This is a genomic window from Paenibacillus sp. FSL R10-2782 (genome assembly GCF_038592985.1).
GTDB classification, from domain to species: Bacteria; Bacillota; Bacilli; order Paenibacillales; family Paenibacillaceae; genus Paenibacillus; species Paenibacillus terrae_C.
In genome coordinates this window covers 574,207-597,778 of the sequence record NZ_CP151951.1, presented here as the reverse complement: position 1 = coordinate 597,778, position 23,572 = coordinate 574,207, and the positions used below count along the sequence as shown (strand labels likewise).

22 protein-coding genes and 1 CRISPR repeat array are annotated in these 23,572 nt (G+C 49.8%); of the genes, 10 read left to right on the top strand and 12 right to left on the bottom strand.

The window, feature by feature from the left end:
* Nucleotides 1-254 precede the first annotated feature (254 nt).
* Entirely contained in the window at nucleotides 255-1,091 is an 837-nt protein-coding gene (locus NST83_RS02690; protein ID WP_342416474.1) for an HAD hydrolase-like protein, read from the bottom strand.
* 177 nt (nucleotides 1,092-1,268) lie between these two features.
* On the opposite strand from NST83_RS02690, the gene NST83_RS02685 reads away from it, so the two are divergent.
* Nucleotides 1,269-1,778 (top strand): hypothetical protein, encoded by a 510-nt coding sequence (locus tag NST83_RS02685; protein WP_342416473.1) that lies wholly within the window; start codon nucleotides 1,269-1,271, stop codon nucleotides 1,776-1,778.
* Here the strand turns inward: NST83_RS02685 and NST83_RS02680 are convergent.
* The 3 genes from NST83_RS02680 to NST83_RS02670 all read right to left on the bottom strand — a co-directional run bounded on the left by NST83_RS02680 (nucleotide 1,762) and on the right by NST83_RS02670 (nucleotide 4,645).
* A complete protein-coding gene (locus NST83_RS02680; RefSeq protein ID WP_342416472.1) occupies nucleotides 1,762-3,510 on the bottom strand; it encodes an NAD(P)H-hydrate dehydratase in 1,749 nt (582 codons plus the stop codon). The genes NST83_RS02685 and NST83_RS02680 overlap by 17 nt on opposite strands.
* Before the next feature lie 31 nt (nucleotides 3,511-3,541).
* Nucleotides 3,542-4,174, bottom strand: coding sequence for an NAD(P)H-binding protein (locus tag NST83_RS02675; RefSeq protein WP_137061397.1), 633 nt, complete (start codon nucleotides 4,172-4,174; stop codon nucleotides 3,542-3,544).
* A gap of 120 nt (nucleotides 4,175-4,294) precedes the next feature.
* Complete coding sequence (locus tag NST83_RS02670) at nucleotides 4,295-4,645, bottom strand: GNAT family N-acetyltransferase (protein ID WP_342416471.1); 351 nt, start codon at nucleotides 4,643-4,645, stop codon at nucleotides 4,295-4,297.
* A 251-nt stretch (nucleotides 4,646-4,896) separates the two neighbouring features.
* On the opposite strand from NST83_RS02670, the gene NST83_RS02665 reads away from it, so the two are divergent.
* Together NST83_RS02665 and NST83_RS02660 are read left to right on the top strand one after the other, a co-directional pair.
* Nucleotides 4,897-5,865, top strand: a complete 969-nt coding sequence (locus NST83_RS02665) for a flagellar export protein FliJ (RefSeq protein WP_137061395.1) — start codon at nucleotides 4,897-4,899, stop codon at nucleotides 5,863-5,865.
* A 273-nt stretch (nucleotides 5,866-6,138) separates the two neighbouring features.
* The gene (locus tag NST83_RS02660) at nucleotides 6,139-7,095 is read left to right on the top strand and encodes an ArsR family transcriptional regulator (protein WP_137061394.1); all 957 of its coding nucleotides are present in this window, start codon (nucleotides 6,139-6,141) and stop codon (nucleotides 7,093-7,095) included.
* A gap of 122 nt (nucleotides 7,096-7,217) precedes the next feature.
* Here NST83_RS02660 and NST83_RS02655 read toward each other — a convergent pair whose 3' ends face one another.
* The 5 genes from NST83_RS02655 to NST83_RS02635 form a co-directional block, all read right to left on the bottom strand.
* Nucleotides 7,218-8,267 (bottom strand): lactonase family protein, encoded by a 1,050-nt coding sequence (locus NST83_RS02655; protein ID WP_342416470.1) that lies wholly within the window; start codon nucleotides 8,265-8,267, stop codon nucleotides 7,218-7,220.
* A gap of 217 nt (nucleotides 8,268-8,484) precedes the next feature.
* Nucleotides 8,485-9,684: an MFS transporter gene (locus tag NST83_RS02650; RefSeq protein WP_342416469.1), complete on the bottom strand. Its 1,200-nt coding sequence runs from the start codon at nucleotides 9,682-9,684 to the stop codon at nucleotides 8,485-8,487.
* 310 nt (nucleotides 9,685-9,994) lie between these two features.
* Nucleotides 9,995-11,308: a CRISPR direct-repeat array (repeat unit 32 nt; unit sequence ATTTCAATCCACGCACTCATATAGAGTGCGAC).
* Between the two features lie 392 nt (nucleotides 11,309-11,700).
* Nucleotides 11,701-11,961, bottom strand: a complete 261-nt coding sequence (locus tag NST83_RS02645; RefSeq protein WP_342416468.1) for a GyrI-like domain-containing protein — start codon at nucleotides 11,959-11,961, stop codon at nucleotides 11,701-11,703.
* Nucleotides 11,921-12,214 carry a hypothetical protein gene (locus NST83_RS02640; RefSeq protein ID WP_342416467.1) on the bottom strand — a complete coding sequence of 98 codons (294 nt, stop codon included), beginning with the start codon at nucleotides 12,212-12,214 and terminating at the stop codon, nucleotides 11,921-11,923. The genes NST83_RS02645 and NST83_RS02640 overlap by 41 nt, the downstream gene beginning before the upstream one ends.
* Before the next feature lie 48 nt (nucleotides 12,215-12,262).
* Nucleotides 12,263-13,024, bottom strand: coding sequence for an AAA family ATPase (locus NST83_RS02635; RefSeq protein ID WP_342416466.1), 762 nt, complete (start codon nucleotides 13,022-13,024; stop codon nucleotides 12,263-12,265).
* 214 nt (nucleotides 13,025-13,238) lie between these two features.
* Here NST83_RS02635 and mprF point away from each other — a divergent pair, with 214 nt between their 5' ends.
* Complete coding sequence (mprF, locus tag NST83_RS02630) at nucleotides 13,239-15,881, top strand: bifunctional lysylphosphatidylglycerol flippase/synthetase MprF (RefSeq protein ID WP_342416465.1); 2,643 nt, start codon at nucleotides 13,239-13,241, stop codon at nucleotides 15,879-15,881.
* A gap of 98 nt (nucleotides 15,882-15,979) precedes the next feature.
* Here the strand turns inward: mprF and NST83_RS02625 are convergent, their stop codons facing one another.
* Nucleotides 15,980-16,606, bottom strand: a complete 627-nt coding sequence (locus tag NST83_RS02625) for a nitroreductase family protein (protein WP_342416464.1) — start codon at nucleotides 16,604-16,606, stop codon at nucleotides 15,980-15,982.
* A 240-nt stretch (nucleotides 16,607-16,846) separates the two neighbouring features.
* On the opposite strand from NST83_RS02625, the gene NST83_RS02620 reads away from it, so the two are divergent.
* Together NST83_RS02620 and NST83_RS02615 are read left to right on the top strand one after the other, a co-directional pair.
* Entirely contained in the window at nucleotides 16,847-17,323 is a 477-nt protein-coding gene (locus NST83_RS02620; protein ID WP_137061386.1) for a disulfide oxidoreductase, read from the top strand.
* 168 nt (nucleotides 17,324-17,491) lie between these two features.
* Nucleotides 17,492-17,989, top strand: a complete 498-nt coding sequence (locus NST83_RS02615) for a cytochrome c biogenesis protein CcdC (protein ID WP_342416463.1) — start codon at nucleotides 17,492-17,494, stop codon at nucleotides 17,987-17,989.
* A gap of 216 nt (nucleotides 17,990-18,205) precedes the next feature.
* On the opposite strand, the gene map is transcribed toward NST83_RS02615, so the two are convergent.
* Nucleotides 18,206-18,952: a type I methionyl aminopeptidase gene (gene map / locus NST83_RS02610; protein ID WP_137061384.1), complete on the bottom strand. Its 747-nt coding sequence runs from the start codon at nucleotides 18,950-18,952 to the stop codon at nucleotides 18,206-18,208.
* 216 nt (nucleotides 18,953-19,168) lie between these two features.
* Here map and NST83_RS02605 point away from each other — a divergent pair, with 216 nt between their 5' ends.
* From NST83_RS02605 to NST83_RS02590, 4 genes are all read left to right on the top strand, one after another.
* Complete coding sequence (locus NST83_RS02605) at nucleotides 19,169-19,864, top strand: GntR family transcriptional regulator (RefSeq protein WP_342416462.1); 696 nt, start codon at nucleotides 19,169-19,171, stop codon at nucleotides 19,862-19,864.
* 131 nt (nucleotides 19,865-19,995) lie between these two features.
* Nucleotides 19,996-21,357 (top strand): GntP family permease, encoded by a 1,362-nt coding sequence (locus NST83_RS02600; RefSeq protein ID WP_342416461.1) that lies wholly within the window; start codon nucleotides 19,996-19,998, stop codon nucleotides 21,355-21,357.
* 41 nt (nucleotides 21,358-21,398) lie between these two features.
* A complete protein-coding gene (gene gntK / locus NST83_RS02595; RefSeq protein ID WP_342416460.1) occupies nucleotides 21,399-22,952 on the top strand; it encodes a gluconokinase in 1,554 nt (517 codons plus the stop codon).
* A 106-nt stretch (nucleotides 22,953-23,058) separates the two neighbouring features.
* Complete coding sequence (locus NST83_RS02590; protein ID WP_342416459.1) at nucleotides 23,059-23,241, top strand: hypothetical protein; 183 nt, start codon at nucleotides 23,059-23,061, stop codon at nucleotides 23,239-23,241.
* A 169-nt stretch (nucleotides 23,242-23,410) separates the two neighbouring features.
* Here NST83_RS02590 and NST83_RS02585 read toward each other — a convergent pair whose 3' ends face one another.
* The gene (locus NST83_RS02585; protein WP_212734451.1) at nucleotides 23,411-23,527 is read right to left on the bottom strand and encodes a YjcZ family sporulation protein; all 117 of its coding nucleotides are present in this window, start codon (nucleotides 23,525-23,527) and stop codon (nucleotides 23,411-23,413) included.
* Nucleotides 23,528-23,572: the final 45 nt, after the last annotated feature.

Below are 23,572 nucleotides of genomic sequence, written 5' to 3'. Positions count from 1 at the left end.
TCTGACCAATTCCGGGTGAATATCAACGAACAATAGATATTTATTTAATCGCTACCTATTTTAAAAGGGGATGAACCTGACGCCGTTTGTGGCAAGGTCATCCCCTTTTTTTAGTATCATCCGAATATTCGAGATACATTTTAAAATAGTAGCATGCCCAGAACCTGAGAAGTTCACTTTCATCCGATGTGGTGCATACATATACCCTAGAACCGTGTAGTCCAATCCATAGCTCCACAGTGTATCAACACTGCTCACGATGGAGGCATTAACGCTGTTTTTACTTGCTTTGTATAGGAAGGATAGCCGCCCGTATGCTGGAGCATTTCGATTTCACGCAAAATACGCGGCAAGTCAGCGACCGAGTTCATGACGATGTGGGCTCCTGCCCTTTTTAATCCGTATATGCTCTGTCTGCGCCGTTCCTCAGCCACTCTGTCGTCGGATTCACGGCTAGTTGCTTGCGACGTGGTCAGCGAACCTTCGCTATGATTCAGCACACCTATTGTCCACACACCGGCATTCCTGCCCTCTTGCATATCAGCTGCCGTATCTCCTACTTTCACAATATCGCTAAGCGGGAAAACCTGTAAGCGGTGTGCAATCTCATAGATCATCCATGGATAAGGGCGCCCTTGCGAAACTTCACAGGGAGCTACTGTGCAATCCAGTGCATATGGGGACTGTGCAGGCGTAAAAACGTTGCCCAGCATCTCCATCGGGCAAGATGCGGTAGCGCCTGACTGAATCCGACGATCCTGCAACTCATTCAGCGCTTTATCGATACCGAAAGTGGGCTCAGCTCCCTGGATCAAAGAACGGAGAACAGGCACAAGCTCAAGATAAATATGCTCAATATCCGTTCTTCCGGGATGCGTACCGAAGCAATCCAGCCATTTTTTCCGAACCTCTGAAAGTGCCAGCACATTCGCAATATGATCACGGATCGGTAATCCCCGCCCATGAGATGCCTGTTCTTCGGTTACCTGTACACCCTTCCATCTGAAAATATCACGTATTCCCTGGATTAAGCCTCGTCCTCCGGGGTCCAACAATGTACTTTCGAGATTAAAAATAACCGCTTGTATCATGCAATCCCCGCCTCTCCGCAACGCGGCTATCCGCTGTCATTATTTCTTAGGACCATGATACACAGCTAACGTAAAATAAAATGCCGTAAAGCGTCAGCGGAATGTAATTGAAAATAAATTCCTTGATTGGTTGCGGATTACTGATTGTAATGAAGTGTACTAAGGAGGAATCGCAGCATGAGACATCCATGGAATGAATATAATCCCAAGATGCCTTGGCGAATGGAGCTGGGTTGTTATGCGCTGAACAAGCTGGCTTGCGGAGGACTGGTGTTCGGCCTGTTATGGGCCTATTGCTATATAGCAGAGGCAATGACAGGGATTCCTGTAACCATCGCAGGTAATAGCGGTGAGCTGACCGCGCAGCTATGGGCATATGGTTATGCCCTACCGGCCGCTCTTGTCGCCGATGCGCTGCACGCTCTCTTGCCCTGGCTGCGAAAACCGGAGCGGCTCACCCTGTACCTTGCCGCAGGATTCAGTATCTTCCTCCTGCTTGGTTCTTTTATATCCCCTGAAGGAACGGGTGTCTTATGGAGCAACGGCATCGCGGGTACCGTGATTACGTTACTGTATTATCGGGGAAGGCATTATGCGGGAAGACTCTGGCTGATCCGTGGATTTGGGGTACAGATCATCCTGGCCTTTCTCCTGCCCTTGCTGTTATGGTCTATAGGGCTTCAATAATGTCACCCGCAATGACCGAGGCGGCATGCTGGCGATGGCGTGCGGCTGTTTCTCCAGCCGCGCCGTGCAGGTACACGCCAAAGGCTGCTGCCTGTGAAGCGTTCAAGCCCTGTGCCAGCAAGCCTGCGATGATGCCTGTCAGCACATCACCTGCACCGCCTGTCGCCATCCCGGCGTGGCCTGGCGTGTTGACATAAGCCGTTCCGTCCGGGCACGCAATGACGGTACGCGCTCCCTTGAGCACCAGCGTGACCCCGCGTGTCTGGGCGTACTGCCGGGCATGGGCGATGCGGTCACGCTGCACCTCGCCCGTCGATAGGCCCAGCAGACGGGCCATCTCGCCGGGGTGCGGCGTCAGTACAACGGCCGCTCCTCTCGGCTTCCAGGCCTCAAGCTCTGGCCCCGCCGCAGCGAGGATGTTCAGAGCGTCCGCATCGAGTACGAGCGGGCCGCCGTATTCTTCCCACAGGCGGCGCAGCCAGCCAGTGTCTCCTGCGAAGCGGCCGAGGCCGGGGCCGACGGCCAGCACATCGCGCGCCTGCGCGAGCTGAAGCAGCTCGTCCGCGGAGTCGGCGTTCCACTCGCCGTCTCCACCTGCGGCTGCGGCAGCGAGCATCAGCTCCGGCGCGGCTCCGATGAGTCGCGGCAGCAGCGCTTCGGGCACCGCCCACGTCACAAGGCCGCTGCCGATGCGCAGGGCGGCACGTGCGGCCAGCAGGCCCGCGCCGCTCATGCGCAGGCTTCCCCCGGCGACGAGGACGTGGCCGTAGGTGCCCTTGTGCCCGTCCGGCACGCGGCTGCGGCTCACGTCCACGCCCAGCGCTTCGCGCAGCGTATCGCGGGTCAGGAGCCGTAGCTGTACGCCGCGCTCATGGGCAAGCCCGGGCGGAATACCGATGTAGCGTACCGTTACATCGCCTGCGGCCCCGGCGCCCGGGTATTGGACGAGCCCACGCTTCAGGTAGGCGAGGCATACGGTGACACGTGCGCGAATGCACGGCTCGTACAGCGCACCTGTGTCGGCGTCGAGGCCGCTGGGCACATCTACCGACACAAGTGGCACGCCGCTGGCATTGGCCTCGCAAATCAGCAAGGCGTAGGGTTCGCGCGGCGGGCCTTGTGTGCCCGTGCCCAGCAGGGCATCTACGATGCCGGTGGCGCTGCGCAGGTCGAGGGCATCCCGGCCGTAGACAAGGGCCGGGATGTGCAGAGCCGCGATGATATCGCGTTGCACTGCCGCTTCGCCGCGTAGCGTGTCCGGCGATTCGGCATACACGACAGTGACACGCAGACCCGCATCCGTTAGATGGCGGGCCGCCACCAGACCGTCACCCCCGTTGTTGCCTTTGCCTACGAGAATATACCAATGCTCCCGTTCCCACATGGCATGCCCCCCGTGGCTCCAAGGCTCCGTCCGAATAACACCGCCATGTCCCGGCGTATCCCCAGGCCCTAAGTGGGCGACCTGTTCACCATAGGCTGGACCCTCATCATATCCTTGCTTGGCAGCATCTTGCCCCACCATATATCTGCGTCCCGTACCGTATGCTGAATCCACGTGGCTTTCCGAGAAGCTCTTATGGCTCCAACCACTTTCCACAGCGCAGAGCTTCAATACCTCGTCAGCTACCGCACGCCCGGCATTTTCCATCAAGGTAAGGGCCGGGATGCCCAGCTTGTCAATCGTATACCGATCCAGTTGCCGCATTTCTTCAGCGGTCACAATATACATGCTTCTTCGCCTCCCGTAATGCGATCCTTTTTTAATACCCGACCGTAAAACGTGAATTTACAAATTCCCCCTCTACCAGCTCATCAATCAGGGCTACTGCATAATCCTCAACCGAGATGCGGCTGTGACCCAATTCATCAACAACTACATGGTCCAAGCCAATGCGAAAATGCCCTGTACGCCGTCCCGGCTCAATGATTGCGGCAGGACTGCAATATGTCCAGTCCACATCCGCAGCACGATACAGCTCCAGTGCATCGGCATGTGCGGCTGCTAGTGGCTTGACTTCCTCCAGAAACTCGGCTGTATCCATCAGGCGTTCACCGTTTTCCGTTTTCAGGCTACCAGCTCCGCCGACCACCAGTATACGCTCTGCGCCGGAACGCCGGGTTCCTTCCAGTAAAGAACGCGTTGCTTCGAGCAATTCTTCCTCAGCTCCAAACTTGGGACCATAAGCGCTGATAATCGCATCATGTCCTTTGGCCACGGCTGTTACGGAATCGGGATTCAAAATATCCGCTTGAACGACGGTCAAATACTCACTTTGCTCCGTCACACGCTGCGGATCACGAACCGCCGCCGTCACCTGGTACTTGCGCTTGATGGCCTCTTTCACCAATGCTTGACCAATGGTTCCTGTTGCTCCAAAAATAATGACTTTCATATGTCCTTGCCTTCTTCCTGTCTATAATTTACTTACTATCTACTCCGTTTTCCATGTACATTTTTTAGTTCAGCTTATATATTACTTATCCGCTTCGGCCCTTGCCTAAACTCCGCCCGGCTACCGCCAGTACATTCTTTCCGATCCAGGACTGACCAATTGGAAGCCAAATTGCGCATACAAGCGGTCGGCTGGCTTGTCTGCGATCAGCGTCGCAAAGCTACCCGCTGGAACCTCACGTTTCAAATAGGACATAATCTCTTCCATAAGTGTACGCCCGTACCCTTTTCCCTGATGGGAGGGCTTGACTGCAATATCCGTCACCAAAAAGAAAACAACGCCGTCACCGCTTACCCGGCCCATGCCGATCAATTCCTGCCCAATTCGGAGCGTCACCGCAAACAGGGTGTTCGGCAGGCCCTTGGTTGCAGCTTCTTCTGTAATCTGCGTCAGACCCGTCTCCTTTCGCAACCCCCGATACTCCTCTATAGATAGAATGGCGTACTCCACGCGAAACTGCCCGTCGGGTGATTCGATCTTCTATGATGTTCTGCGGTATTTTCTATATACTCGTTCATGCTGAATCTCCCCTCCCTGCTTGTCATCTTGTCTATTTTACCAAAAAATACTTCATATATCTCTGTCAGACGTGACCAAGCCCTTGAAATGCCTGTGTGGTCTGTGCAATAGTGTAGAAAGAACAATGGAAGGAGGGATTGCGGGTGTCCCCGACGGACTTCGCGGCATTGGCCGCATATATCTCACCCGGTCTGATTGCCGTCCTGCTGGCATTGTCTTTGCTGGTATGGCTGTATGTTCACAGCGCAGCCCAGCTTCGAAATTCGCGTCAGCAGCGGCTGAATGAATTACAGGAATCGCTACGTATCTACGGACGGTTGGCAGGCTATCTCCAAACCTCTACTCAGTACAGCTTAAGCAGCAACGAAACACGCCAGCATCAGAGTGGACTGATCCATGCCCTTCAGGAAGCGAAGGCTGCTCCCTATTTAACCCCTCACCTTCAGGAACAGGTTCAGGCATCTCTAAGAGAATGTGACGCATTCCGCAGGGAATTGCTTCTCAAATCACTGGAGCGCGAAATGAACAAACTGATCGACGAACGTCGGCTTGTTCTGCTGGAATCGCATGCTCCGGGCTGGGGTACGGCTTTATGGAAGCTGCTGCGTCCCGCTGCCGGGCCTTTGGCGCTGGCGGGTATCGTGTGGCTAATCTCACGGCTGATTGTGGAACTTATGTCGTATAGTACAATCTATAATAGTCTGCCCGAAGCTGTCCCATCTGCGTCCTGGCTCATAGGGTATACATGGATGAGATTTGTTTCCGGCTTGATCGCCCTGCTGTATGTATACCGGTTGATGACCCTGCGCAGACAAAATGATCTGGATGTGACGGCATCCCATTTCCCGACAAGCCTGTTGTCCATGGTGATCGCCGCCGTTGCCCTGTTTCAATGGATCGGACCGGAGGCTTCTCTCTACATACTGGCTGTGCAGCTTGTCCTGTTTTTGATTGGCTTCCGACTCACCCGGGGCCGCTCACGGAGTGATCGCCCTTATGTCGGTCATCCCGGCTTGATGAAGGCAGATCCTTCTCAATATCCGGAAATGCACACGACAGACAAAGACAGAACGCCCGACTCTTCTTTGGCGGAGGAACATAACCGTTCCTAGACAGCAAGCGATGCACAATCGGATACCGCATGAACGTTAAAATCACATCCCATCACAGGACATCCCGACAGACACCGAATGGTTATGTGGGGTGTCCTGTTTTTTGAACAATTTTAGACTTTTTGGCGGGATAAGCTTGTGCCGACAATCAAGGAAAGGGTATATTGTTTATATAAATGTAAATCATATCGTTTTTTATGTATGAATATTGAAAAAAATCCATATATGTTAAACTATCATCAATTGTTGATGTGCGTTAGAATTGGAGGAACTATGCAACTGGACATTTCTGAAAAATCACTTCCCGTATATGAAGCGCTGGCCAGCGAGGTTCGGCTGAACATGATTGTTCTGCTTGCGGAGAAGCCTATGAATATACGCGAGCTGGCGGAAGCACTGGGACTAAGCAGTGCCATCATGACCATGCATGTCAAAAAGCTGGAGAGAGCATCCATTATTTCGACCAAAATGCTGCCTGGGCGCGGTGGCGTTCAGAAAGTATGCTCACTGGCTACAGACAAAATTGAAATAGCCATGCCACGCTATCAGCAGGATGTACGGCAATTTCATCAGACGGAGATTTCCGTCGGGCACTTTACAGATTTTGAAATTCAGCCGACCTGCGGACTGGCTACCGTCGAGAAAATTATCGGAGAATTCGACGAGCCTCGTTCGTTTCTGGACCCTGAGCGCTTCAATTCCAAAATCCTGTGGTTTAGTCAAGGATATATGGATTATAAAGTACCCAATTTCCTCCTGTCCAGCCAAAAGGCCGAGGAGCTTGAAATTTCGATGGAGCTATCGTCCGAGGCCCCTTTTACCAATGACAACTGGCCTTCGGACATTACCTTTTTCCTGAACGATGTGAATCTGGGGACTTGGACCAGTCCGGGAGATTTCGGCGATAACCGGGGAAAATACACACCTGCATGGTGGCCTGATTTTATCAACCAATACGGTCTGCTCAAAAGACTTCGCGTTACGTCTAAGGGTACCTTTATGGACGGCAAGCAAATATCTGATGTAACCTTAAGCCATGTGCTGATTGATCAGAAGCAATGGAAATTCCGCATTGCCATTCTGGATGATGCCCAGCATGTTGGAGGGGTTACCCTGTTCGGTACTGGATTCGGTAACTACAATCAGGACATTCTGTTCCGCTTGTACTACAAGCCTGCGGAAAACCATACGAAAACAGCAACAGTAGAGGCTGGCGACAGCAGCAAATAAACTTTCAGCACCTGTTCTTCTCAGACCCTAAAACACGGCCCTTTGCCCCATGCGTTCATGGCAAGCAAAGCGCCGTGTTTTTATTTTTTTCATCTTCTTCTAACATGCCTTTTTGCCAAACGCTATGACTGCCGCACAGGCTCAATGCATACAGGTGAAGGAACTTCCAGCACATATCCTGTTCGAGTCAATCGTCCGTCTTCGCTATGAATAGCAAAGGATACAATGTTATTTCCGTCCTGATTCGCGACAACCAGATACCCGGACAAGATGTTGAAGTTACGCGGCGTGCTGCCAAAAGTCTCCACCCATTCAACCGTCTCCAGCTTACCGCTGTCCAGATCGACATGGTACAGCACGATGCTGTTATGCCCTCGGTTTGACACATACAGATAGCGTCCACAAGGCGTAATCCGAATGTCTGCGGCTGTATTTTCCACATCTATGATGCCTTCCGGCAGTGTGGACAAGCTTTGCAGCAATTGAAGCTCCCCGTTGCGTTCGTTGTAGCTCAATACAGCGACCGTATTATTCAGCTCGTTGGCCACAAAGGCATAGGGACGCGAAGGATGAAAGACCAGATGACGCGGACCGGAACCGGGCGGCAGGTCTGCCTCACGATGGGCCACCAGCTTCCCGTCTTCCGTCAAACGGTATACCACAATCTGATCCAGCCCCAAATCACATACCATTGCGTACTGTCCTGAAGGATCAGGAATAATCGAATGCGGATGTGCCGCATCCTGGCGAATACCTGAGCCGGTATGCTGAACCTGCCCCGACATTTCCCCCAATCCACCAGCTTCCGTCACCGGGAATACCACGGCATTTCCGCCTGAATAATTGGAAGCCAGCACATACCGTCCATCCGCTGTCACCGTGACATAGCAAGTGTGTGCCCCTTCCGTCCCTTTTCGATCCAATGGGTGCAGCTCTCCCGTCTGCGCATGCACCTGATACGCGTACAACTCGCCTGCCTCCGTCTCACTGGCGGCATACAGCTTCGTTCCATCCGGGTGCAGTGCCAGAAATGAAGGCCGCTCAATCCCCTCCACACCGCCAATCATGCGCAGATCACCACTTTCCACACGTAAAGCGCATACATAAATTCCTCTCTCATGGTGAGACGCATAAGTTCCTGTATAAAATAACTGTTCATTCCGCTCTTCCATCGGCTCTCATCTCCTTTGGGCTGTTGCCCGGATTTTATCGATCTGTATCTCATTGCTGTGTCTCACTTATAAACTCACCATGCATTATTACCCACGAAGCAGTCGTTTCATTAACCATTTCTCCATATATACCAAAAATAGTCTCCTTCGGTGCAACCTGTGGTTCACTAGAACTCACATCTCGCACCAAAAAAGACTATGTTTACAGGAAAAAATATTAAACCGCTGTCGTTTGCGTACCTTTGCTGTTCCATTTTACAGCCAGTCCTAAACTAAGGATGAGAATGACCGCCCCAAAAATGTACGGCAGATTAATATGCACCTCAAACAACGTACCCGCCAGCGCAGGTCCCAAAATATTACCGATACTCATATAGGCATTGTTCATCCCGGCTGCAACTCCCTGTTCATCACCGGCCATTTTGGATAAAGCCGTATTAATGGCTGGTCGCAGCAGCGACGTAGCGGTAAAGAAGATGAGTGATACCCCAAGTACATAATAAAAATTGCCAGAAAGCAGCATAAGCACAAGAGAAATTGCGGAAAACAGAAAGGAGCCGATAATAACACCTTTTTCGCCAAAACGATTCAACAGCGGACTGATCACAACCGCCTGAATCACCGTTCCCACCAGCGCCCCTACCGTAATAATGATCGCAATATCGCGCTCATTGTAATGAAACTTGCCTGTCACGAAGAAAGGAAACATGGTTTCAAAATGCGTCAACCCAAAGGTTAGAGTGAAAATCATAATCAACAGCATGAAGTACGGCTTGCGAAAAGAAAGTGCAAACTGCTTAATGACATTGTCGCGCTTGACTTTGACATTCCGGAATTTCAACTGTTTATCCATCGACAAGGTTTCGGGCAGCAAAACCAACGAAATCAGGGCAGCTACACCCGATACTCCCGCCGAAACGTACAAAGGCGTGCGTATCGAAATATCTGCCAGCAAACCGCCCACGCCAGGGCCGATAACAAACCCGAGAGACATGGCCGCGCCCAACAAACCCATTCCCCGACCGCGGTTGTGTACCGTCGTAATGTCGGCAATATAAGCCATCATCGGAGGAATCATAAAGGCAGCCCCTGCGCCTCCGAGCAAACGGGATATATACAGCATCGTCAACGAATGCCCTATAGCAAATAATACTGAAGAAATCGTCATGATCACCAAACCGATAATGATCATTTTTTTGCGCCCGTATTTATCGGACCATTCACCAGCCAACGGTGAAAACAGAAACTGGGTCAAGCCGAATACGGCAACCAGGTAGCCTCCCGTTTCACCAGTGCCTCCCAGGGAGCCCATGAATTTGGGGAGGATCGGAATGATGAGGCCAATTCCCAGCATGGCAATAAACATATTAATCATCAAAATGACCAGCGGCCCCATTTTCAATTGTGATTCTGACATGTTGCGTGTTGTCCTCCTAAGGTTATTTATTTCGCATACGAAAATCTTACTTTGCAACTATTAGTTCAAAACTCTCCACTATATTAATAGACCCCCGAGCAAATAACAATCATAAATTACACTAAAATGTAATCAATAATTCGAAGTCGTTATAAGAAAATATAATTGCTTCTTGAAAAATAGAAAAGTAGTCTTAGCAGCTTGTATTGGGTATCGTGGAGCACAAGATAACGTTTCTACATTAATTATATACAAACATGCGTTCTATATTCAATGCACAAAAAAAAGGAACTGACAGCATAACACTGGCAGAACTCCACACGCACTCATATAGAGTGCGACATACAGTAATTGGAGCAGCTAAGATGGGGAAGGATTTCAATCCACGCACTCATATAGAGTGCGACTCAAGATGCCACCGACCAACGAGTAGCGGTTATACAGATTTCAATCCACGCACTCATATAGAGTGCGACTTGTCGATGATGTGCTGCATTTCTTCCTGGATGTATTTCAATCCACGCACTCATATAGAGTGCGACGTGTACAACAATTTACCGTGGCCAACCACTTGTTTGATTTCAATCCACGCACTCATATAGAGTGCGACGATCCGCGTGTGCTGGGCTTTACACCTGCAAGGATTTCAATCCACGCACTCATATAGAGTGCGACCAACGATCCTGTCCTGTTGATTAACTCCAGGTATATATTTCAATCCACGCACTCATATAGAGTGCGACCAAAAACTCAAGTGGAGGCGACAAACCAATTTAATTTCAATCCACGCACTCATATAGAGTGCGACTGTAGTTCCCTCCTTCGTATTACTCCGCATAACCCAGGCATTTCAATCCACGCACTCATATAGAGTGCGACTCCAAAACAGTGCCGTTCAGAAGCCGTCAGCAAATTTCAATCCACGCACTCATATAGAGTGCGACGTGACAGTTCCGCAGCTATGTGCATCGGTTTGGATCAGATTTCAATCCACGCACTCATATAGAGTGCGACGTGGTTATCTCCGTGACCTTCATACCCTCGGTTTATTTCAATCCACGCACTCATATAGAGTGCGACGCATGGTCTGATCCTTACAACTCTGCGATATGCCTATATTTCAATCCACGCACTCATATAGAGTGCGACACCGAAAGGAGCATGCACACACATGCACAATAACGAGATTTCAATCCACGCACTCATATAGAGTGCGACTTGACGACGACCCTGACAGTGACCGAGTGTTTCAATTTCAATCCACGCACTCATATAGAGTGCGACCGTCCCGGTTGATCCGGCTCTAATTTGGTTCCGAAGGATTTCAATCCACGCACTCATATAGAGTGCGACTAAGATACTTTTCATAGGCGCTGCGATACTCTTTGATTTCAATCCACGCACTCATATAGAGTGCGACCGAGTATTCAAAAAGGCGTATTGGCTGCTTTAACTATTTCAATCCACGCACTCATATAGAGTGCGACCAACTACCGTTAAAGCTCCTTTGATTATCGGTGATCTATTTCAATCCACGCACTCATATAGAGTGCGACTGCCATTACCGATATCGCTGATCGACTGTCCGAATTATTTCAATCCACGCACTCATATAGAGTGCGACAGCGAAAATGCAGTCATTCATACCTTAATGATATAAATTCCATACATTTTAGCAAAAAACGATGCCAAAAAGGCTTGAATCAACCATTGACTTCTACTGAAGAAAGCTGATTTAATGTTTTTCGACAAATTTCGAGGTGCGAAGGATCCGGGGTTTTTATGTGAGCTTCACATTCGCACCTCACCATAAGAGCAGAATACTCATTTTATTTCCCCTTATACATATACCACAAATGAGCATGATAACCCAAAAATATGGTGCAGACCCGGTGAATGATTGGGCAAAAGGCAAACTTCAATTTTATATACTTGAACCAACGTATAGGTCGCCTTCTTGTAGCAAAATTCTAAGTTGTATACGAGTACGGATAGCCCTCGTTCACTAAAGGTATTTTATACAATAGCTATCGCAATATCATAATCAAAGTTCTGAATTTCCTCAGACGGAATATCAAAAGGGTTCACAGGCTTCAGCCGATTGGACTCGATCCAGTATACTCCCTCTGCTGTATTACGCTCATATCCATTATGATCCAACCAGTCAAACAGGTCATCATAGATAGTATTCAGTCGCTCCCGGTCTCCCTGAAAGCGGGTCACCGCATACTCCCGTTCAGGCACCTCCACGTGTTCGAAACTGGCGGGTATTTCCATTCCATGAGGACACTTTAACGCCCACCTTGACAGCAATACTACCGTTCTCTTTGATTACTCCCCATTGGGGAGACAGAACATAGCCAATATCCGCATCCAGACGACCAGGGTGAATCCCTGGAAGTGTCCGCTGCACCTGCTTCCACTGCTTACGCACCTCAACCCCCAATTTGGCAAAAGGAGCCTGCGCCGTCAGCGCCGCCACCTTGAAGGCAGGTATCCGCCGAATGTCCACATCGAGATTTGAACTCATTCTGTTTCCTCCTCATCCAAGCGGATGCTATTGAGGTTCACCCATTCCTTATTGGGGATCTTCGAATAGCTCCTGTATCATCTTTTCCTTGTTATTCAGAAATTGTTTCATGATGATGAAATGGTCGGTTTCCTCCAGCGTCCGGGTGTCTATTCCTTCATGTGTCAGGTGGTACAGGACGGAGTCGGGATAGGCCATCAAAATCGGGGAATGCGTAGAAATGATAAACTGTGAGCCCTGCTGCACCAGTTCGTGGATACGTGCAAGCATGGCCATCTGGCGCAGGGGCGATAACGCGGCCTCTGGCTCATCCATAATATACAGCCCCTGACCGCCAAACCGATGCAAAAACGCGGCAAAAAAAGATTCACCATGCGACTGCTCATGCAACGATTTTCCTCCATAGGAGTCTCGAATGGGCCGGCCACCGCCTTCCCGATCCAGCTCGTCGATATGAGTCGCCAGATTGTAGTAGCTTTCTGCACGGAAAAAGAAACCGTCCCGCGGCTTGCGGGCCCCTCTCACCAGCCGAACATACTCATGCAGCGAGGAATGCGTGGCCTGTGTAGAGAAATTAAAATTTTGGGTGCCACCCTCCGGATTAAATCCCCACGCGACCGCTATCGCTTCCATGAGCGTTGATTTACCCACACCGTTTTCTCCAACAATATAGGTAACAGACGGGTGAAATTTCAGCTCATTCCATTGATGCATGGCTTTTAAATTAAAGGGATATTGGCTCTCGTCAGCATCATGCGGCCACATCAGCTCCAATCGACGTACAAAAAGATCACGATCCCATATACTCATGTCTGTTCAGCTCCATTACCAAGCAAAAGACTGGGTTTTCTATCATTATATTGGAATTATTTACGGCAATCAATCTGAAATCCGGCTTTCGTAACCCTTCTGTTGTTATTCATTCGTTTATTACAGGTATAATATATAGTAGCCTGTTCATTGGGCATGATATCTCCGTGTATCATTCAGAATCTATTTCATTATTTTTCAGGCAGGTGAATCTATGAATTTAAATCACAAACCGATCCAATCCTTTAAAATCGTACAGTTCATGATGACCATCTACAGGCAGCGGCTGACACGTATTTTGCTTCCGCTGGCTGTATTGGCTTTTATTATATGGGAGGCTGGACGAGAGCTGAAAGGCTTCAATCTGGCACGTATGCTTCATGAGCTGCGGCGAATGGATGCTACCTTTCTCATCGAAATCGGCTTGTTCTCACTGATAGCCGTGGCCGCCATGAGCGCATACGATTACGTGATCAGGCATCATTTCAAGCTACAGGTCAAGCCCGGAGCGACATTCCGGTACGCCTGGATTTCGAATACCTTCAACAATGTCTTTGGCTTCGCCGGCTTTACAGGAGCGGGATTGCGTACGGTGCTGTACAAAAAAAGCGGCGTGCCGCTGGGGGTCATCACCTCTGCGGTTGTGTTTCTTTCGCCCGTAGTCATTACCGGGCTTTCTTTGCTGGCTTGGGGCGCGATTGCCCATCTGTATCCTGTACAGTCCGTGCTGGATGCTCATCCGTGGCTTCATTGGGCATTATGGGGAATGGCGCTGTACCTGCCGTTGTTCCTGATTATGCAGCGCTCCAAACGTTACGCCACATGGTTCAACAAGGGAGCTGGCCAGCTTTCCTGGTCCACCATCTCCGCCTCCATTGGCGCTTCGCTGCTGGAATGGCTGCTGGCCGGCCTTACCTTTGCATGGATCGGCTCGCACTTGCTGCATGAGCTGCCGATGAATGCCGTGTTCGGCATTTATGTGATTGCCGCGATTGCCGGACTGATCAGTCTTGCGCCCGGTGGAGTCGGCGCTTTCGATATTATTGCCCTGCTCGGGCTGCAAATGGCAGGCGCCAACTCGGATCGGGCATTGGCTGTGCTACTGGCCTTTCGCGTCTTTTATTACATCCTTCCGTGGCTGATCGGTCTAGTGCTGGCTGCGCTGGAAATGATTCCACGCAGCGAACGCCTGAGCCAACTGGCAGAGACAAGCTGGGAAACCTCACTCAACGCTTGGCAAAAGGTATGGGGCTGGCCTGGTCAATTCCGATTTCTGGCCGACCTGGGGGTATGGGCACTTGGCAAGCTGGTGCTCATCTCCGGTGTGGTGCTTCTCCTGTCGGCGGCTACACCCGGTCTGCTATATCGGCTACGTTTTGCCGAGCATCTGCTCAGTCTGCCCGTCATGCGCCTGTCGCATGAAATCTCCGTCGTCATCGGAATTATGCTCGTGGTGCTGTCTCACGGCATATCCCTGCGCATTCGCAGAGCCCTTCGGCTGACGCTGGTACTGCTGCTTGCAGGGTCCATTTTCACCTTCATTAAGGGTCTGGATTTCGAGGAAGCCCTATTCCTGCTGTTCGTTGCGCTGATGCTGTGGATCTCGCGCTCGCGGTTTTATCGGATTAGTGCGCCGCTGAATCGGCACAATATTTTAATCTGGGGCGGATTGTCTCTGCTTGTGACCGGCGCTTATTTTGTCATCGGGGCAGGCTCCAATACTGCGTTTATGCGCAATCTGCACGCCAAGGTCCATCTGGACTTTTTTATGAACCGCAGCGATTACGGGGTTACAGCGGTGTTCAGTCTGATTTTGGCGTGGGTGTTCCTGACGGTGTATTTCTTCCTCCGCCCCCAGCGTGGAATTGGCAATCTACCTGACTTGCAAGAGCTGGATAAGCTAAAAGCATTTTTGGAAAAGCAGGGCGGCAATTTAGTTTCTCATATGCTCTTTCTCGGCGATAAGTATCTGTATTGGACCAAGAACGAACAAGTGGTTATTCCCTATGCCCGCAGCCGGGACAAACTGATTGTGCTAGGTGACCCGCTCGGTCCGAAGGAACGTGTGAGCGAAGCGATTCAGGAATTTCAGCGCTTCGCAGACCGATATGCGTTAACGGCTGTATTTTATCAGGCATCACCGGAGTATTTGTCCATCTACCATGAGAACGGCTATCGGTTTTTCAAGCTGGGCGAGGAAGCGCTGGTGCCGCTGGAGTCCTTTACACTGACAGGTAAAAGCAATCAGGTGCTGCGCAGCGCCAAAAACCGCTTTGACCGCGAGGGGTACACGTTCGAGATGATCCAGCCGCCTTTGGATGGAGCGTTAATTGAGGAGCTTCGTCATATTTCGAATATCTGGCTGGACGGACGGAAGGAGAAGGGCTATTCGCTTGGCTGGTTCAAAGAGCCTTATCTTCAGTTAGCCCCGATTGCACTGTTAAAGGACACTGAAGGAAAGATCATCGCCTTCGCCACCATGGCTCCTGCCTATGATCGTGGACAGACGGTCTCCATAGACCTGATGCGTCATCTGCCCGATACACCGAATGGCACAATGGACTACTTGTTCACACGAGTGATCGAGTGGGCCAAGGACAGCGGGTATACAACATTCAATCTGGGCATGGCTCCGCTGTCCCAAGTAGGACAAAGCGAAAAAGCGTTGCGCGAGGAAAAACTGGCTCGGCTCGTTTTCCAATACGGAGGACATTTTTACGGCTTTCAAGGGCTGCGCCGCTTCAAGGATAAGTTCAAGCCGCAATGGGAGCCACGCTATCTGGCCTATCCGGCTTCTGTCTTTTTGCCTATTCTGACGCTGGAATTGGTATATCTCGTTTCCAAGCGTTCGGATTAGAGTAAAAGCTTTCTTGCAACGAAAGGCAGGCATAACAAAAGGGTGTTCCCCCAACCACGATGGTTGCAGGAACACCCTTTTTATGTTAAAAATTCTTCTTAGAAGCTAGCTTTTACAACAACTTCAGACAATGGGAAACGTCCTGATGGACGTGCTGGTACTTGTGCTTTACCTACCGTAATCAGCATCGTTGGCAGGTAACGTGCAGGAATGTTGAATTGCTCAATTAATTGCGCAGGAATAAAACCACCCATAGCGCAAGTGTCATAGCCAAGCGATTTAGCAGCCAGCATAATATTCTGTGCCGCAAAAGCAGAGTTCAGGATCGCTGCATCCCGAGCTACTTGTGCGTTTTGGTAAGCACCGTTGATTTGACCTACCAATGCGTCACGGATTTCTGCGGGCATTGTACCAGCGTCTACCGCTTGATCATAAATCACTGCGTTACGGTTCGCTTCCAGATCACCCAAAACGGCAATGGTTACAGAGCTTTCCGCTACTTGACCCTGGTTGTAAGCGATAGGCAGCAACTTTTGCTTGTCAGCTTCGGTTTCAATCACGAGGAATTTCCAGTGTTGAAGGTTCCAGGCGGAAGGAGCTTCTATCGCAGCTGTCAAAATAGCTTCCAGATCTTCCTCTGGCAATTTAAAATCCTTAACATAACTTTTTACCGCATGTCTTTCACTAATGACAGACAGAGTTTCGTTCTTTTCGATACTCGACATTCTGGACACACTCCTACACTTCTCATAGTATATATATCTGAATCTTGAATCCTTATTAACTTCCCAAACTATTGTAATTATAAAAACGATAGTGAATGATGTCAATATGTTTAAGTATGACCCTGCACTCAAAATACAGTACAATACGGATAAGACATCCATATCGGCAGAGGCCTGCTGATCGGACCAGACACGGTGAGTTCATTTTGTTCGCATTTGAATCCAAAAAGGAGCGTTACTATGATTGGATCGTTTAAAAAAACGGATATTGCTTTGTTTGCCGCCTGGGTTGTAGCTTGTGTGGCCACATTAGGCAGCCTCTATCTCAGCGAAATTTTGGGGTATGAGCCTTGCAAGCTATGCTGGTTTCAGCGCATTCTGATGTATCCCCTGACTCTGCTGCTCGGAATCGCTTATTTTCGAGGGGACACGGGAATTCGTCGTTATGTCATGCCGTTGGCTATCATTGGAGGCGCGATTTCGGCCTATCATTTTACGATTCAGCGTATCCATGCAGCCGCCAAAGCGGCTACACAGGCTTCAACTTCCTGTGGAAGAGTATCCTGTGAACAGGATTATCTGAACTGGTTTGATTTTATTACCATTCCTTTTCTCGCGCTCATCGCCTTTATCCTTATTATTACAGCCATGGGGTATATCATGCGTCAGGAGAAAAAATCGGCGCAAGGAGAGGTACAAGCAGAGAATCTTGCATAAGTATGATAAAGACCCGAGATCGTTGGGCCAGTCACCACAATCGAGCGTATAATCCGCTTGCCGGAGGAAAGACTGTAACTAAATATATCCATTACATATGTGGTATAATGAAAAATATTTGCAGTCTGGCCAATAACGCTTACATTTCTTATAGAGGGGGCCCAGTCCATGATTCATATCAGCACCCCAATTCTGCAATATGGCGCAACCTTCGGCATGATCTTGATCGCTGTTTCGGCTATTTTCATCCGTATGAAGACAGGTCATCGCCCGGTTAACGCCAAAAAGATTATCATCCCTCCGCTCGGCATGAGCACCGGCTTTATGATGTTTATCGTGCCAGAGGTACGGGTTCCCTGGCTTTGGGCGATGGGCGCTTTTCTGATCGGCTGGTTTATTTTCTCGTATCCGCTGATTCGCAGCACCAGGTTTGAGATGCAAGAAGGACAGGTTTTTGTACAACGCTCACGCACCTTCTTTTTTATCCTGATCAGTCTGCTGATCGTTCGCCTGCTGCTGCATGAGTTTATTCAGCGCTACATTACCATTCCACAGACGGCAGGGTTATTTTTCATCCTCGCGTTCGGGACATTGCTGCACTGGCGGCTCCGTATGTATTTTCAATATCGTCAGCTCAATCCGAATGAGGCAGAAGTCCGAATCTGACAAACAGATACTCGCGTGCAGCAAGCATGTTGTTGCATACACCTGAGCATTTTGCAACAATCCCAAGAGCGATTTCAGATCAGCAATATATAGATTGAAACGGTTTAGTTCGTCTATCTATTGTACTTTCGAGCATTGGGAATCGAATAATGCAAAATGCTGAACCAAAAAGACACGATCCTCCAACAGGAGAGTCGTGTCTTTTTGTCTTGTGGCTTATTGCTGTGTCAAAATAATCGGGCCGTCTGCTGTAATCGCCAGCGTATGCTCGTATTGCGCCGACAAGCCGCCGTCCATTGTACGTGCCGTCCATCCGTCTGCATCCACTTTACTGCGGTAGGTGCCCGTGTTCAGCATCGGCTCAATCGTAATGACCATGCCTTCCTTCAAGCGAGGTCCGCGATGCGGTGGTCCATAATGCGGAACCTGCGGTTGCTCATGCATATCTTCTCCGATACCGTGACCGATGAATTCGCGCACAACCGAGAAGCCTTCCGCTTCCGCATAGGTTTGAATCGCATGGGAAATATCTCCAATCCGGTTACCGATTACAGCCTGCTCAATCCCTCTGTACAGGGATTCCTTGGTAACGTCCAGCAGCTTTTGCGCCTGCTCGGAAACATTACCCACGGCATACGACCAGGCGGAATCCGCCAGCCAGCCGTTCAGGTTTACGACCATGTCAATCGTCACAATGTCCCCGTCCTTCAACGGTGTCTTGTTCGGGAAACCGTGGCAAATGACATCGTTAGGCGATCCGCAAGTCGCAAACTGGTAGCCGTTGTAGCCCTTTTGTTCCGGCGTTGCGCCATGCTTTTTCATAAACGATTCCGCGAAGGCGTCAATTTCCAGCGTTGTAATTCCAGGCTTGATCATTTTGGCAATTTCCCGGTGGCAAGCAGCCAAAATTTCGCCAGCTTTCTTCATATTTTCAATTTGTTCTTTGGTTTTAATAATAATCATTAAACGATCTCCTTCTTTTCCGTGTTCGTTCCACTTTCACTGCTGCTTTTTCCTGCTTCTTTTCTACTTCTATTGTAACGCTAAAAGCATTGAAATGGAACCGATGTCCATTGACACCGTTTACAAGTATCTTTTACGGGGTATATAATACTTCATAACTTGTATACAAGTATGCCCGAAAGAGGCAACCGAAATTTCCAGGATAGGAGTATGCACATGAAATATCCATCAGTCTGGCTACAGGGTGCATCGCTTGGTGAAAGGATTGCTTGTGAGCTTCGACTTCAAATTATCCGTGGCATGCAGACGCCCGGCACAGTATTATCTGAAAATCAGATTGCTGCCGATTTTGGCACCAGCCGTTCTCCTGTTCGTGAAGCGTTAAAAGTGCTTTCCAGTGAAGGATTGCTTCGCTTGGAGCGCATGGGGGCGATTGTCATCGGCATGACGCCCGCTGATATGGAGGAGCTATTCGATGTACGTGTGCTGATTGAGCATTTTGTCGTACAAAGATTTGTACATAGAGACAATAGCGAATTGGTGACCGCTTTAAACCGGATGATTGACAAAATGGAAGTCGCTCTCAAGCACAGAGACGTCGTTGAATTTTCTCTTCAGGACTTCAATTTCCATGAGGCTCTGGTGCTGGAAGCAGGCCATACTCGTATTTTCCACACCTGGAACGGAATGAGGCAGTTGATCCTGACGGTCATGCTGGCTGCCACAGAACAACGCTTTACGTCTAAGATTGAAGAATCTCAAGTCACGATTCACAAACATCGCACCTTTGCAAACGCTTTAAACCAAGGGAGCGCTCAGGAGCTGTCCGAATTTATCGAGGATCATTACCAGGACACCCGCAACGCGGTAAACGACAGCGTTCTGTCCCCCTACCGCAAAAGTCTGTCCTAATCTGTAAAATATATAAAAGGAGCCGCTGCACCACGCTTTATGTGTTCTAAGCTGGCGCAGTTCCTTTTTATACTAAAGTTGTCGACAAGTATACATGTACTACACATTAACGCATAAGGAGGCATTACTTTATGAACACCCTATTCGGCTTGAGCCATAACGCTTCACTACTTACGTGGGCACTAATTACCATCATTCTTTTGATTTTGCTGATTGCCAAGTTTAAATGGAATCCCTTTGTTTCACTACTGCTTTCATCCGTATTTCTCGGGCTGGTTAACGGGATGCCGGGACATGAAGTTACTGCCTCCATCACCAAGGGCCTTGGCAGCACGCTTGGTTCCATCGCAATCGTAATTGGGCTGGGCACCATGCTTGGTAAAATGATGGCAGAATCCGGCGGTGCTGAGCGTATTGCAACTACACTTATGGATCGGTTTGGTGAAAAACGTGTCCATTGGGCCATGATGATCGTAGGCTTTATCGTGGGTATTCCGGTATTTTTCGAAGTTGGTATTATTTTATTAATTCCGATTCTGTTCACAGTCGCCCGTAAAATGAATATGTCACTGCTGAAAATCGGTATTCCCATGCTGGCGGGGCTATCGACGGTACATGGTCTTTTGCCGCCCCATCCGGCTCCGATGATCGCCATTGAAGCCTTTAATGCCAATATCGGACGCACGATAGGGTATGCGCTCATCGTCGGCATTCCGTCCGCTATTATTGCAGGCCCGGTCTTCGGTGCCTGGATTGGCAAAAAAATCATGGTCAGACCATCCGAGAAGCTGGACGAGCAGTTCACCAATACAACAGGACGGCAGTTACCTCCTTTTTGGATTACCTTGTTTACGATTTTGCTGCCTGTTATCCTGATGCTCAGCGGATCGGTCGCTGAAATCGTGGACCCATCCAATGCGCATCCACTTACGGTATTTTTCAAATTCATCGGTGATGAAGTTATGGCGTTACTGATTGCGGCTGTATTTTCGTTTTTCTCGCTTGGTTACGCACGCGGCTTGAAGAAAGAGGACTTGTCCCGTTTTACCAGTGAATGTCTGGCACCCACAGCCTCTATTATTTTAATCATCGGCAGTGGTGGCGCGTTTAAAACCGTATTGATCGACAGCGGCGTAGGTCAGGCCATTGCAGCGGTGGCTACGGGGACGCATATGAATGTAATCGTGTTTGCTTTTCTGGTCGCTGCGCTCATTCGTGTTGCCACCGGGTCCGCTACAGTCGCGATGACGACAGGCTCCGGTATTGTCGCACCTGTGGTGGCACTTACACCTGGCGCGAATGTCGAGCTGGTTGTGCTTGCTACAGGAGCGGGATCGCTGATCCTTTCGCATGTGAATGACGCCGGTTTTTGGATGATCAAAGAATTTTTCAACATGACGGTTCCGCAGACGCTCAAATCATGGACCGCGATGGAAACGATCCTCTCCCTGGTCGCTTTCGGTTTGATTATGCTGCTGAGTGTGTTAATTTAACGATAATGAGTTAATAACGGTAAGTGAAGGGGAGATCGAATATGACAGACACCCGATATATGATCGGAGTCGATATCGGCACGACCAGTACCAAGGCGGTGCTTTTTGAAGAAAACGGCAATATTGCTGCTCAGCATCATGTAGGCTATCCGCTGCATACACCTGAGCCGGATGCAGCGGAACAGGACCCGGACGATATTTTCAAAGCCGTCGTGACGACGGTACAGGAGGTCATGAAACAAAGCGGAGTAGCAGCCGAGCATGTGCTGTTCGTCTCCTTCAGTTCGGCCATGCACAGCGTGCTGGCGGTGGACAAAAACGGCAAGCCGCTGACCGCCTCGATCACATGGGCAGATAACCGCAGCGCCAAATGGGCTGACTCGCTCAAGCATGAATACAATGGACATGACATTTACTTGCGCACCGGGACACCCGTTCATCCCATGTCACCACTGACGAAGCTGATGTGGATTACACGGGATTTACCAGATGTTGCGGCTCAGACGTACAAATTCATTTCCATTAAAGAATATGTATTTGCCCGGTTGTTCCAGCAATACGTCGTGGATCATTCGATTGCTTCCGCTACCGGTCTCATGAATTTACAGCAGTTGGATTGGGACGAGGAAGCACTGCGCATTGCAGGTGTCACAAAGGAGCAGTTGTCTGAGCTGGTGCCGACAACTCATGTCCTGAAGGGACTGGACGCTACCTATGCACATGATATGGGCTTGCTGGAAACAACTCCTTTTGTTATAGGAGCCAGCGATGGTGTCTTGTCCAACCTTGGGGTGAATGCCATCAAGCCAGGGGTTATCGCTGTCACGATCGGTACCAGCGGAGCCATCCGCACCGTGGTAGATAAGCCGTTGACCGATGACAAGGGACGTTTTTTCTGTTACGCATTGACCGAAAAGCTGTGGGTGATCGGCGGCCCGGTGAACAATGGCGGTATTGTGTTCCGCTGGATTCGCGATGAATTTGCAGCCTCCGAGGTGGAAACCGCCAAACGATTGGGGATTGATCCGTACCATGTGCTGACCCAAATCGCGGAACAGGTACGCCCCGGCTCGGACGGCCTGCTCTTTCTCCCGTATCTGTCCGGAGAACGTGCGCCCCTGTGGGACCCGAATGCCCGCGGCTCCTTCTTCGGCTTGTCCCTGCGTCACAAAAAAGAGCACATGATCCGCGCTGCTCTGGAGGGTGTGCTGTTCAATCTGTACACAGTTATGCTGGCCATGGAAGAGGTCATTGGCAGACCTTCGGTCATTCACGCCACTGGCGGATTTGCACGCTCGGAGCTATGGCGACAGCTCATGGCGGATATTTTCGATCAAGAGGTCATTATCCCGGAAAGTCTGGAAAGCTCCTGTCTTGGCGCAGCTATTCTGGGCTTGTACGCACTGGGACGGATTGATTCGCTGGACACTGTATCTGGTATGATCGGCACCACTCACCAGCATAAGCCCGTGGCAGAGCATGTGGATATTTACCGTGATTTACTGCCGATCTATATCCGTATTTCGCGTAAATTTGAAGAAGAGTTCAAGGATATTGCCGAGTTTCAGGCCAAATCCTTAAAGCCTTTAAATTAGTGGAACCCGTTCCAACACCGCTGCGTATTACCGTTTCATAAGAACCTGTCTATATCAGAAAGTGATCTATGTATCAGTCGGACAGGATAAGAAGGAGGATTAGACGATGCTCAAAAAATTACTGCACCGCCTGCTTCATTCCACCTCTCATTCTCATAAGCGGAAATACAACAGCTCGGACCGTTATTACGATCGTAAACGCCGTTCTTCATCAGATTCAGGATACAAGAACAGCTATAACGGACACCAATATTACAAGGACAAACGCCGTCATTACTCCAGTTCGTAAGTATTGAGCTGCGACGAATGAACCCAAGCATAGGAAGGAAGCCAGTGGCTCCTTCAAATCGTATAAAGCGAAGACCCCTCTCATCATGGGACTTCGCTTTATTGTTGTGCGCCCGGCGTTATGCAGGGCAACATCTGTGCATTTTACAGGAAATCGTCTTTCGCCGGAATTACAGAAACAGAGTCTTGGAGATGATGACCAGCAAAATAAACAGAACCAGAATCGCTCCTACTGAAGTCCAACCTCCGCCGCACCCCATACCGCCTACTCCACACATATGACTCATTTACAACACTCCTTTCGCTCATTTACAGGATCATTGTATGTAGAC